This is a genomic window from Nocardia sp. NPDC049526 (assembly GCF_044465765.1).
In the GTDB taxonomy this organism is placed as follows: domain Bacteria; phylum Actinomycetota; class Actinomycetes; order Mycobacteriales; family Mycobacteriaceae; genus Nocardia.
In genome coordinates, this window is sequence record NZ_JBITMA010000012.1 from 69,122 (window position 1) to 81,147 (window position 12,026).

At 67.0% G+C, this 12,026-nt stretch carries 13 protein-coding genes; 5 read left to right on the top strand and 8 right to left on the bottom strand.

Annotated elements, in window-relative coordinates:
* Nucleotides 1-6 precede the first annotated feature (6 nt).
* Nucleotides 7-510 carry a hypothetical protein gene (locus ACIBW7_RS32295; RefSeq protein WP_364346503.1) on the bottom strand — a complete coding sequence of 168 codons (504 nt, stop codon included), beginning with the start codon at nt 508-510 and terminating at the stop codon, nt 7-9.
* A 193-nt stretch (nt 511-703) separates the two neighbouring features.
* Between ACIBW7_RS32295 and ACIBW7_RS32300 the strand changes: the two genes are divergently transcribed.
* The 4 genes from ACIBW7_RS32300 (at nt 704) to ACIBW7_RS32315 (ending at nt 5,083) form a co-directional block, all read left to right on the top strand.
* Complete coding sequence (locus ACIBW7_RS32300; RefSeq protein WP_169814453.1) at nt 704-1,099, top strand: cytidine deaminase; 396 nt, start codon at nt 704-706, stop codon at nt 1,097-1,099.
* A 340-nt stretch (nt 1,100-1,439) separates the two neighbouring features.
* On the top strand, nt 1,440-2,726 hold the full coding sequence (locus ACIBW7_RS32305; RefSeq protein WP_397053223.1) for a thymidine phosphorylase: 1,287 nt from the start codon (nt 1,440-1,442) through the stop codon (nt 2,724-2,726).
* 354 nt (nt 2,727-3,080) lie between these two features.
* Nucleotides 3,081-3,542, top strand: coding sequence for a DUF3995 domain-containing protein (locus ACIBW7_RS32310; RefSeq protein WP_397052974.1), 462 nt, complete (start codon nt 3,081-3,083; stop codon nt 3,540-3,542).
* 443 nt (nt 3,543-3,985) lie between these two features.
* Nucleotides 3,986-5,083: an adenosine deaminase gene (locus ACIBW7_RS32315; protein ID WP_397052976.1), complete on the top strand. Its 1,098-nt coding sequence runs from the start codon at nt 3,986-3,988 to the stop codon at nt 5,081-5,083.
* Nucleotides 5,084-5,085: 2 nt separating this feature from the next.
* Here the strand turns inward: ACIBW7_RS32315 and ACIBW7_RS32320 are convergent, their stop codons facing one another.
* From ACIBW7_RS32320 to ACIBW7_RS32340, 5 genes are all read right to left on the bottom strand, one after another.
* Nucleotides 5,086-6,360 carry a primosomal protein gene (locus tag ACIBW7_RS32320; RefSeq protein ID WP_397052978.1) on the bottom strand — a complete coding sequence of 425 codons (1,275 nt, stop codon included), beginning with the start codon at nt 6,358-6,360 and terminating at the stop codon, nt 5,086-5,088.
* 26 nt (nt 6,361-6,386) lie between these two features.
* On the bottom strand, nt 6,387-6,734 hold the full coding sequence (locus ACIBW7_RS32325; protein WP_397052980.1) for a YbaB/EbfC family nucleoid-associated protein: 348 nt from the start codon (nt 6,732-6,734) through the stop codon (nt 6,387-6,389).
* 220 nt (nt 6,735-6,954) lie between these two features.
* A complete protein-coding gene (locus ACIBW7_RS32330) occupies nt 6,955-7,305 on the bottom strand; it encodes a hypothetical protein (protein WP_040686879.1) in 351 nt (116 codons plus the stop codon).
* A 20-nt stretch (nt 7,306-7,325) separates the two neighbouring features.
* Nucleotides 7,326-8,450, bottom strand: a complete 1,125-nt coding sequence (locus ACIBW7_RS32335) for a C40 family peptidase (protein ID WP_397052982.1) — start codon at nt 8,448-8,450, stop codon at nt 7,326-7,328.
* Between the two features lie 4 nt (nt 8,451-8,454).
* A complete protein-coding gene (locus ACIBW7_RS32340; RefSeq protein ID WP_397052984.1) occupies nt 8,455-8,763 on the bottom strand; it encodes a hypothetical protein in 309 nt (102 codons plus the stop codon).
* 155 nt (nt 8,764-8,918) lie between these two features.
* Between ACIBW7_RS32340 and upp the strand changes: the two genes are divergently transcribed.
* Nucleotides 8,919-9,542 (top strand): uracil phosphoribosyltransferase, encoded by a 624-nt coding sequence (gene upp, locus ACIBW7_RS32345; protein ID WP_397052986.1) that lies wholly within the window; start codon nt 8,919-8,921, stop codon nt 9,540-9,542.
* 27 nt (nt 9,543-9,569) lie between these two features.
* On the opposite strand, the gene ACIBW7_RS32350 is transcribed toward upp, so the two are convergent.
* Together ACIBW7_RS32350 and ACIBW7_RS32355 are read right to left on the bottom strand one after the other, a co-directional pair.
* Nucleotides 9,570-11,072, bottom strand: coding sequence for a phospho-sugar mutase (locus tag ACIBW7_RS32350; protein ID WP_397052988.1), 1,503 nt, complete (start codon nt 11,070-11,072; stop codon nt 9,570-9,572).
* Nucleotides 11,073-11,852: a purine-nucleoside phosphorylase gene (locus ACIBW7_RS32355; protein WP_397052990.1), complete on the bottom strand. Its 780-nt coding sequence runs from the start codon at nt 11,850-11,852 to the stop codon at nt 11,073-11,075.
* Nucleotides 11,853-12,026 lie beyond the last annotated feature (174 nt).

The following is a 12,026-nucleotide window of genomic DNA, read 5'->3' on the forward strand; positions in this document are numbered from 1 at the left end:
CCGGCATCACTTCAGGACGGCAACGACATAGGTGATCACGTAGGTGAGCGCGAATATCACCGGCACCCACTGCTCGAGGTGGGTGAGCGGCCGGTAGAGACGCCGGTTTCGGCCTTGACCGAGTGCGGTCCACTCCGCACGCCAATACGGTGACGCGGGCAATCGCTCCTCCAGCGCGCCGACGACCTGGTATTTGGCCGCATTGAGCTGACGGTAGGACCGCAGCAGGTAGTACCAGGCTCCGCACTGCACGACCAGCGCCACTGTCGGACAGACCAGCGTCCACACCGCGCGGCTCGGATGGAGTTGCAGCATCACGCCGATGATCGTGAAGGCACTGGTGTTGAGGGTGAGGAAAAAGCTGTTGGTCAGGCTGCGGCGGGCGCTGATCCGGTCGGCCATCTCGACATACAGCTTGTACTGTTCGAGCACCGCGTCCTGGTACCGGCCCGCATAGCTTTCTGGCGTGACATGCGAATTCCACAGGCCGTCGCTGATCGGGCTGGACACCGACTCCACCTTCCGAAGGGGGCCGAAGGGAATTCGATGATATCCGAAATCTGTTGCCGCGCATCGGGATCTGGTCAGGCTCACGATCAGGCGTGGGGCGAGCCGGGCGACAACGGGCCGGGACGGGAGAATTCGACCAGCCGAGTCGCCCGCCATACCGAAACCGCCCTCGACCACGGAAGGTAGCGAACACGTGGATATCGACTGGAAACTATTACGGACCAGCGCATATGAGGTGATGCAGCGGGCGTACGCGCCGTATTCTCGATTCCCGGTCGGGGCGGCCGGGCTGGTCGACGGCCGAGTGGTCGTCGGCTGCAATGTGGAAAATGTTTCCTATGGATTGGGCCTGTGCGCCGAATGCGTACTGATCGGGAACCTATTCGCGGGTGGAGGTGGCCGGTTGCTCGCGCTCTCGGTCACCGATTCGCGGGGCGAAATCCTGATGCCCTGCGGGCGCTGCCGACAGCTGCTCTACGAACACGGCGGGGCCGATCTTCTGGTGGACCACAAGACCGGACCTGTGCCGCTTCGAACCCTGCTCCCGGACGCCTTCGGACCCGACGATCTGGATGCCGGGCAGACCTAGTTCGCTCTCCGCAATCCTCTTCGAACGATGCGTCGATTTCGGCTTCGGTTGTGACCGTGATCTGCGAGATTTCGTCGGGGAGGACGCCGAGGTGTTCGAGGATGCGGCAGAAGCTTCGTTCTTGGACGATTTCGATTGCGGTGACGCGTTGCGTCAGCTTCGACGGCGATTCGCCGAAGCCCTCTTCGGCCTCGCGGATGCGGGCCTCGAGGTCCGTCACGCGACGGTCCAGGTGTGCGCGCCATCGCTCCCCCAACGTCGACTCGCTGATGCGCAGAACCTATCGGAGGCCACCGACAGGTTCCCGGGGACGAGCGTGTCACGTGCCAGACTTGCCGGTGTGACGGCAGTGGACGCGGTTTCGATCATTACGGCCAAGCGGGATGGCGGGGAGCTGTCGGATGCGCAGATCGATTGGGTGGTGGATGGATTCACCAAAGGGGCGGTGCCCGACGAGCAGATGGCGGCGTTGGCGATGGCCATCGTGTGGCGGGGGATGACGCGTCGGGAGACCGCACGATGGACGAATGCCATGATCACCTCGGGGCGTCGGATGGACTTCACCGATTTGCCGCGGCCGACGGTGGACAAGCACTCGACCGGCGGGGTGGGGGACAAGATCACGTTGCCGCTGGCACCGTTGGTCGCGGCGTGCGGGGCCGCTGTGCCGCAGCTTTCCGGGCGCGGGTTGGGGCATACCGGCGGGACGCTGGACAAGCTGGAGGCGATCCGGGGGTGGCGGGCCGACGTGCCGGTGGCGCGGATGCGGGAGATCCTGTCCGATCCCGGCATCGGCGCGGTGGTGTGCGCGGCGGGTGCCGATCTCGCCCCCGCCGATAAGCGGCTGTACGCGTTGCGCGATGTCACCGGGACCGTCGAATCCATACCGCTGATCGCGAGCTCGATCATGAGCAAGAAGATCGCCGAAGGGACAGCCGCGCTCGTACTCGATGTGAAGGTCGGCTCGGGAGCCTTCCTGAAAACCCTGGACGGCGCGCGTGAATTGGCAACGGCCATGGTCGAACTCGGCACCGATGCCGGGGTGCGGACGGTGGCATTGCTGACCGCGATGGACACTCCGCTCGGACGCACCGCCGGCAATGCGCTCGAGGTCGCCGAATCTGTGGAGGTGCTCGCGGGCGGTGGCCCCGCCGACATCGTCGAGCTGACGCTCACCCTCGCCCGCGAGATGGTCGCCCAGGCCGGACTCGATATCGATCCGGCCGACGCCCTCGCCGATGGTCGCGCAATGGACCATTGGCGCGCCATGATTCAGGCCCAAGGCGGCGATCCGGACGCGCCACTGCCGCGCGCGAAGCACACCGAAATCGTGCGCGCCGAACAAGACGGTGTCCTCACCCGCCTAGATGCCATGGCCGTCGGCATCGCCGCCTGGCGACTCGGTGCCGGTCGAGCCCGCCAGGGCGACCCGGTCCAATTCGGCGCGGGCATCGAAATGCACGCCAAGCCAGGCGACTCCGTAACCGCAGGCCAACCCCTACTCACCCTGCACACCGACACCCCCGGATCCTTCCCCGGCGCCATCGCCGCCCTCGAAAACTCCTTCACCATCGGAACCGCGCCCGCACCACCAGCCCCCTTGCTGCTGGACCGCATCGCCCCCTGACACCACCCCGCGCCGCCGCACCCGGTTCGTCCGGCACGCGAATTCGCTCGGCGCACGAATCCCCGGCGCGCATGAGTTTTGTCTGGGGACCCGGGCTCGGTTGGTGCGTGAGCTGGCTTGGTGCGCTTGGAAATCGTTTGGTGGTCGGCGGAATTTGCCGGGCGGGTCGGGCTCGGTTGGTGCGTGAGCTCGCATGGCGCGTGAGCTCGCATGGCGCGTGGTGGCACGCGAACTTTGCCTCGGAGGTGTCCCCATGGTTTCGTCGAGGAGTTGGAGATTTCGGGACGTATGCTGCGTGGGATGAGGTTGGCTCGTAGGGACTGGGCCGTGGTAGCTGCGGTGTTGTGGAGCTGTGTGTTCGCGGCGGTGCACTTGTTCTGGGCCTTGGGTGGGTCTGTGGGGCTGGCGTCGTCGGCGGGCTCGGATTTGGCGGCTCGTCGTCCGCCGATATTCGTTGCTGCCGGTTTGTGGGGCGTGGCTGTTGCGCTTCTGGCTGGTGCTGCGTTCGTTGGTGTGGCAGCAGTTGTGAATATGCCGCGCCGGTGGCGCTGGGTTATGGCGTGGATGATCGGGCTTGCCGGGCTGGTGTTGCTGGCTCGCGGTGTGCTGGTCGAGGTCGCGTTAGCCGCGGATGCGGGCGGTGTCCGTCGCGAGGTGGGGCCGCATCAAACTTGGTGGAGTCTGGTGCTGTGGAATCCGTGGTTCATCCTCGGTGGTGTGTTGTTCATCGGCGCGGGTCTGAGTATTGCGAAGCGTTCTTCGCGGCCGGTTGGTCGTGCCGAGGCTCAGGCTGCGGCTGGTCTCGGATCTCGATAGAGCTGCTTGGTTTTGAGCATGGCGTAGAGGACGGCCTGCACAAGCTAGCCTGCCGCGCGATCTCATTTGCTCCGCATGAACTCGCGCTGCCCGGACGAGTTTCACCCGGCACCCATGAGCGCGCTCGCCGAACAACCGGAAACCGGAATGCGCGGCGCGTCAATTCACTGCGTCGGTGGATGGCCGTGCACTCGCCGAACGACTGCGACATGTCGAGCCTGGGTGCGAGTCGATCGCACCGTGGTGGTGGGTAAAAGGTTTGCGGCAAGCAGGCAGGAAACCGACCGCTACGTTAATTCTTGGCTGGTTAAAGGGGCTTTCCCGAACTCGAGGTGTGGCAATCGGCTGCTCGAGCAGGGGCATTGCGGGTTATGTCTCGGGTGGGGGTGGCGGAGAGCGCAATCACAGCCGCATGAACGGGTCCGTGCGGCTAACGTGTGGTCATGACAGGACCGATGCCTTTGACCCTTGCCTCGATCCGCCAAGCTCCCAAGGCGCTGCTGCACGATCATCTCGACGGTGGTCTGCGGCCCGCGACGGTTTTGGAGCTCGCCGCCGATTGCGGTTACGACGACCTACCCGCCGACAATGAGACCGGGCTGGCGGCGTGGTTCCGCGATGCGGCCGACAGCGGCTCGCTCGAGCTCTATCTGGAAACCTTCGCGCACACCGTCGCGGTAATGCAGACCCCCGAGGGCCTGCGCCGCGTGGCTCGGGAATGTGCGGAAGACCTCGCCGCCGACAGCGTGGTCTATGCCGAGGTGCGCTTCGCTCCCGAACAGCATCTCGAGCGCGGCCTGACCCTGGACGAGGTGGTCGAGCACACCCTCGCCGGATTCCGCGAGGGTGCGGCGGCCGCGGCCGAGGCCGGTCACCCGATCGTGGTGATCTGCCTGCTCACCGCCATGCGGCATGCGGCGCGTTCGCGCGAGATCGCCGAACTCGCGGTGCGGTGGCGCGACCGTGGCGTCGGCGGTTTCGATATCGCGGGCGCGGAAGCGGGCTTCCCGCCCAGCCGTCACCTGGACGCCTTCGAATACATGCGAGCCAATAGCGCGCATTTCACCATTCACGCGGGTGAGGCGTTCGGGCTGCCGTCCATCCACGAGGCGCTGGCGTTCTGCGGGTGCGATCGGCTCGGCCACGGTGTGCGGATCACCGACGACATCACCGTTCCCGGCGCGATCGAGGACGCGCAACTCGGACTGGTCGCGAACTATGTGCGGGATATGCGAATTCCGCTCGAGCTCTGTCCGTCGTCGAATGTGCAGACCGGCGCGGTCCCCTCACTCGACAAGCATCCGTTCGACCTGCTGGCGCGGCTGCGCTTCCGCGTCACCGTCAACACCGACAACCGCCTGATGAGCGACACCAGCATGAGCCAGGAAATGCTCAAGCTGGTCGACACCTTCGGCTACGGCTGGAGCGACCTCGAACGCTTCACCATCAACGCGATGAAGTCCGCGTTCATCCCGTTCCCCGAGCGGCTGCGCATCATCGACGACATCATCAAGCCGGGTTACGCCGTCCTGCTCGGCTAGCCCTACTTCTCCTGCGTGAGCCTGGACTCGAAGTTGCGCTCCAGGTCCCGCCAGCTCTGGGCCTCCGCGGTGAACGGCGGGTTCGGGGCCAGGCGGGTCGGGTCCGGGTTCAGCAGGTAGGAGACGTACCAGCCGAGCGGGGTGGACTGCGCCAGCGCCTGCTCCACCGTGTCGTCGTCGGCGTAATCGGCTGCGTCGGTGAACAATTCGACCGCGAGATCGAGCTGTTCGATATCGACCGCTTCCGGGCCCTCGCCCAGGTCGTCGGCGAGACCGGGCAGCACGTAGACGTTCTCGTCGGTCACCTCGACCTCGAGCGAACCATCGACGGCGGCGGTCTGCACATCGGTGTAGGTGCTCACCCGCGCCAGCTCGTGCTCGTGGTCATCGGCCAGGTAGCGGGCCAGCGCACGCTCGGAGCCGAATACGGTGATGGAGCCGTCCTTGCCGAGGAAGATCGGCTCGTCGTCGAGGTAGCAGCGCAGCGTGAAGTAGGTGCCGTCGGAGGTGACGATCTTGACCGGGTCGATGCCGACCTCGTGCCAGAACGACTCGTCTTCCTCCTCCTCCTCTTCGTCTTCTTCCTCGTCCTCGTCGTCCGCATCGAGGTCGACGGATTCGAACTCCTCGTCCTCCTCGCTGTCGGCCGCGTCATCGGCGTCGACGACGTTCTCCTCCGCAGCGAGCAGTTCGGCCTCCGCGACCGCGACCGCCTCGGCGTCGACCTCTGGGGTCTGCACCACGGAGTCGATGGCGTCGAGGACGTCGTCCCAGCCCTTGGCGATGGCGGCGCCGATCTGATCCCACAGCTCCTCGCCGTCGCGCCCGACGAAGGCGCTCACGCCGCTGGCCAGCGCGCCGACCACCGGATGGGAGCCGAAGAACTTGGTCACCGTCTCCAGCTCGCACACCTCCCCGATGTTGCGCACCATGCTGAGCGTGTCGTCGAGCTCGGCGATGGTGTCCACATCGGGATCGCTCGCGACCAGCTCCGGCACCCCGACCAGATCGAAGGTGAAGTTCTCCTCCGGCTCCAGTTCGACCGCCGACAACCCGGCCACGACCTTCCACGCCGGATGGTCCACGAGATCGTTATCGGAGTTGGTCCGGATGAATGCGGCCAGCTCCGCAACAGTCTCGAAACCGTAGAGGGAGTCCTCATGTCCGAGGAACGCCTCCCACTCGTCATCACCGTCGCGCCAGCGCGGTGCCCACAGGGTGACGAGATCGCCGTCGGTCAGGCCGAGCTCGATCGGGACGATGTCTCCAGAAGCCATGTGCGGAAGCCTATCGACCTTCCGAGTCAGTGACTATCCGGCCCGCCTCCAACGCTTCCCGGGGCACCCTCCGGCGCCACCACGAACGACTCGTTCAGTGTCGCAACGACCTTCGATCGCTGCGTGCCGGCGTCCTCAGCGGCCTGGCGACAGGCCCATACGATCAGCTGCCCGACCTCGGCGGGCGGCAGCGAGGTGACCGACTCCGACAGGCTCAGCGCGACCAGGGCACCGTCGCTGTTCACCTCGACGCTGACCGTGCCATCCTCGGTCCGGAACCGGCCGTGCACCTGCTTGAGGCCGTACAGCGCGGCCTCGAGCGCTTCCAGTTTTGCCGTCGCGTTGGCGACCAACGCGTCCATCTCAGCACTCATGCCTGCGCCTCGCTGGCGCTCAGCTCCGGCATGACTGCTGTCGCAGCTGTGTCTATGATTCGCTCGCTTCGCTCACTCATGGCCTGCGCCTCGCTGGCGCTCAGCTCCGGCATGACTGCTGTCGCAGCTGTGTCTATGATTCGCTCGCTTCGCTCACTCATGGCCTGCGCCTCGCCGGCGCTCGGCTCCGGCATGACTGCTGTGCTCATCGTTCGCTCGCTCAAACCGGCCTCATCCAGCTCGTCGGTCCCGTGTCCGCGTCATCGATCCGGTCCAGTTCGTCCACCGCGGCCTGGCGCGTCGGCAGGCCGAGCTTGTCCAGGATGTCGGCGGGCATGCCCGCTTCGGCGAGCAGTTCGCGCCGACGGGCTCGGGCGGCGACGGTGGAGCGCTTGGTCAGCCGCAGGATCTCGTCGGCCAGAGTCTGTGCGCCGTAACGGTATTCGCTGCGTTCGAACTTGATCTCGATCGGCATGCCCTGGTCGGTGGCCCGGACCGAGATGGTGCCCGATCGGTTGGTACTCGACGCCACCGTGACATTGGGTATCGGTGGGGTCTGGGGCTGGGACATTATTCGTTCGCTCCGCTCACTTATGAGGTCGGCCGGTAGAAGCCATAGAAGTTCATACCCATGTTGTCGGTCCGAACCGAGCTGATCTGGACCGGATTACCGGCCTCGACGAACTGCCCGTTGCCGACCACCATCGCGACGTGGCCATCCCACACTGCCAGATCGCCGGGCATCAGATCGCCCGGCGAAACCTGCATATGGCCGTTGCCCTGTTCCTGCGCCAGCCGGGGCAGATCGACACCGGCCTCGCCGTACGCGTATTTGGTGAGACCACTGCAGTCCAGTCCGGAGCCGGGCGTATTGCCACCCCACACATAGGGTGTGCCGACCGCGCCGATGGCCGCCTTGACCGCCGTCGCCGCCTTCTCGTTCGGGGCTTCCACGACGCTGCCATCTGGCAGGGTGATCTTCACGCCCTTACCGGATGCCGACGACTGCCCGGTCCCGGTCGTGGTGCTGGTACTCGGCTTGGAGCTCGACGCCGTGCTCGCGGTCGTAGTGCCGGCTTTGCTCGCGGTGCTCATCAGGCTGCTGAGCATGCCGCCGGCGCCGCTCGCGACACTGCTCACCGTCGATGACAATTGCGAGGCACCTTGAGTGGCGGTGCCGACCGTGCCGGCGACATTGGACAGCGACGGCGTCGACGGCGCGGGGGTCAGCTCGTTCATCGACGCGGTCTGGGTATCGAGTTCGTTGCGTACGCGGCCGACCACATTCAGCCCCTGACCGATGTGGTCGATCGCGGAGCCGACGAGCACCGTCAACCCCTCCGGTGTGGCCAGGGCCGGACCGAGACTGGTGGCCTGGTTCACGAACGACTGGACGATTCCGTTCAGTTCCTTCTGACCTGTTTCGACCTGGGCGGCAGCCTGATTCACGACGGTAGCCATGTCGTTACCGCGGTCGGAAATGGTGGCGGCCGAGGTCTGCACCCGCAGCGCCTTCGCGGTGACGGCATCGGCCGCCGCGCCGTCCCATGCGTTGTTCACCTGGTTGATGCTGTTGCGGCCGACCGCATGCACCTGGTCGACGGCGGTCGAGGTGGAGGTCAGTGCGTCGGCGGGCCCGCCGGTGGGCAGGACGCCGGTGCCGAAGCTGGAGAGCAGGTCGAGCAGTGGCTGGACCAGGGCGCTGACGTCGATCACGGCGTCACCCGTCCAGTCCGGTGGCGTTCAGCCCGGCGGCATTGTTCAGGTCGGTTTCCTGGAGGACGACGGCGGAAGAAGCTGCCGCACCGCCCATACTCGCGAGCACCGCCGACAACTGACCGATCGAGGCGACATGCCCGGCATGCGCCGCAGCGTAGGCGGCCATGAAATCGCCGCCGATCAAGCCCATTATGGGGCCGAGGAGAGTGGGATCGGCGGCCGCGGCGCTCATTCCGGCGGCGGCGAGATCACCTGACATGGTCGCGGCCGTCGCGCCGTAGGCTGTGATGCCCTCGGTGTCGGCCGACATCTTTCGCATAGTGCTTCCCCCATCTGTTTGTTCCCAGGCAGAGTACGTCATCCACCTAGTTCGACGCGCTGCCTTACCGATCGGTTCCAGCCGTTCGAAAAAAAATTCGGGTGGAGGTTTGCCGCCGAACTCGTCTTCGACCTTATCGTTCCAACATGCGCACGCACACCGTGGACCACCCACTCGCCGCCACCCTGCTGACCACGATGCGCGATGCGGGAACGGCCAATCCGGCCTTCCGCGCCGCACTGCGTGATCTCACCGGAATCCTGATCTACGAGGCGCTGCGCGACGCGCCGGTGATCCATTTCCCGATCACCACACCGGTATCCGGCACCGAGGGAACGCGATTGGCGCAGCCGCCGCTATTGGTTCCGGTGCTGCGCGCCGGGCTCGGCATGGTCGACGCGGCCGCCGAACTAATTCCGGACGCCAGGGTCGGTTTCGTCGGCATCGCCCGCGACGAAACCACCCATCAGCCGGTGCCGTACATGGAATCGCTGCCCGCCGACCTGTCCGAGATGCCGGTCTTCGTACTCGACCCGATGCTGGCAACCGGCGGTTCGATGCGCCACACCCTGCAACTGCTCGCCGCCCGCGGCGCCACCGACATCACCGCGGTCTGTGTCGTAGCCGCCCCCGAAGGCATTGCCGCCCTTGCCGATTCGGGTCTCCCCGTGCGTCTGGTCACTGCCGTCGTCGACTCGGGCCTCAACTCCGACGCCTACATCGTCCCCGGCCTCGGCGACGCCGGTGACCGCCAATTCGGCCCGCGCTGACCCAATCCCGCCCCACCAACCCCGTCGCTACTGCGCGAGCCGCCCGCAGTATGCCCGCAACTCGGCAAGCCGCCGCTCAGCCGAGGCGCGCGCAGTGGCGAGTGCGTCCCGGGTGGCGACCGGTTCGACCACTTCCAAATAGCATTTGAGTTTCGGCTCCGTGCCGGACGGCCGGACCACGATCCGGGAGTTGGCGCCCTCGAAAATCAGTGCGTCGGTGCGCATTCGGCCGCGTACCTGGAGCAGATCGGTGTATTCGACCGGCTCGCCGGCGATTTCGTCGGGCGGGGCAGCGCGCAGGCGGTTCACGAGGTCCGCAGCGGCGGCCGGGTCGGGTAGGCGCAGCGAGACCTGGTCGGTGGCGTGCAGGCCGAATTCGACCGCGTAGTCGTCGAGTTCGTCGGCGAGGGTGCGGCCCGCCGCCTTCAGCCGGGCGACGAGATCGGCGGCCAGCACCGCCGCGGAGATACCGTCCTTGTCACGGACCGCGGCCGGGTCCGCGCAGTGACCGATCGCCTCCTCATAGGCGTAGACCAGACCGTCGCCCGCGCGGGCCAGCCACTTGAAGCCGGTCAGCGTTTCCGCGTACCGCGCGCCGCGGGCGGCGGCGAGCTTCGAGAGCAGTCGCGACGACACGATGGTGGTCGCCACCAATGCATCCGGGGGCGCGGTCCGCAGCACGTAATCGCCGAGCAGCACACCGGTTTCGTCGCCGCGCAGCATGCGCCAGCCGCCGTCGCCGTCCGTAATGCCGATGGCGCAGCGATCGGCGTCCGGGTCGAGGGCGATGGCGAGGTCCGCGCCGATCCGGGTGGCGGTGGCGAGCAAAAGGTCGGTGGCGCCGGGCTCTTCCGGATTCGGGAAGGCGACGGTGGGGAAGCCGGCATCGGGCGCGAATTGCGCACCCACGACGTGCACATGCTTGAATCCCGCCGCGGTGAGAGCAGCCACCGCCGTATCGCCGCCGACCCCGTGCAACGGTGTCAACACGATCCGGACATCGGAGCGCTCCCCGGGACCGCCGATCAACTCGGGCAGCCGGGCCACCCGATCGATATAGCGGCGCACCAGGTCATCGGCGGCCGGTCCGACGGGCGTGCGGGCGATCGGCTCGGTGACGGCCTCGATGCAGCGCTCGATCTCGGTGTCGGCCGGTGCGAGCAGCTGCGAACCGCCGTCCAGATACACCTTGTAGCCGTTGTCGGTCGCGGGATTGTGCGATGCGGTGATCTGTACTCCCGCAACGGCTCCCAGCTCACGCACCGCGTAGGCGACGATCGGGGTGGGTAGCGGCCGGGGCAGCAGCGTCACCGGAAAGCCCGCGGCGGCAAAGATTTCCGCGGTCGCGATGGCGAATTCGGCGGAGCCGTGCCTGGCGTCGCGCCCGACGACCACCGCGCCGCCGCCGAGACAGCGACCGCGTAACCACTCCACGAGTCCGGCGGTCGTCCGGCTCACCGTGTCCAGGTTCATGCCGTCGGGCCCGTCCTGCAGCGGCCCGCGGAGCCCGGCGGTGCCGAAGCGCAGCATCTAGAGCCGTTCCAGTACGCCGCGCAGCAATTTGCCGAGACGCGGTGCGGCCGCATGTCCTTCGGCGAGTACCTCGGCATGCGAGAGGTGCGCACCCGTGACGCCCGCGGCGAGGTTGGTGACCAGCGAGATACCGAGCGCTCGGGCGCCGAGCGCACGTGCCGCGATCACCTCGAGCACCGTCGACATGCCGACCAGATCCGCGCCGATGGTGCGCAGCATCCGGATCTCGGCCGGGGTCTCGTACTGCGGTCCGGTCAGGCCCGCGTACACGCCCTCGGTCAGGCTCGGGTCGATTTCCCTTGCCAGCGCACGCAATTCGGGATCCCACGCATCCACGAGATCGACGAAGGTCGCGCCCGCCAGCGGCGTGCGGCCGGTGAGATTGAGATGGTCGCTGATCAGCACCGGCTCACCGACGCGCAGACCGTCCCGGATCCCGCCCGCCGCATTCGTGAGCACAACGGTTTCCACGCCCGCCGCGATCGCCGCGCTCACCGGATGCACGACATCGCTCGGCTGATAGCCCTCGTACAGATGCTGACGCCCCATCAGCAGCAGCACGGGCGTGCTGTCGACGGCGACCGAATGCACCATCCCGACATGCCCTTGCGCACTCGGCGTCCCGAATCCGGGCAGCTCCGGCATCGGCACCGACGCCGACGGCGCCCCGATCTCCGCGGCCGCCTCCTGCCAGCCCGATCCCAGCACCACCGCAACCCGGTGCCGCTCCACTCCCGTACGTTCGGCAATCGCCCTCGCGGCCTGTTCGGCAAGCATGCCGTCACGGTATCTGATTTGCCGCGGCTCTGTCTTTGGCAGCGCCTTCGGCGCTGCGGGTTCGCGGCCCCCGGGTGTCTCGCGTCCGAGTCGTCGAGACTCGCGACTTCGTCGCATGCGCGGAGACGCCGCCGCCGCCGCACCGGGCGCCAACCACACGCGCGGCATAAAACC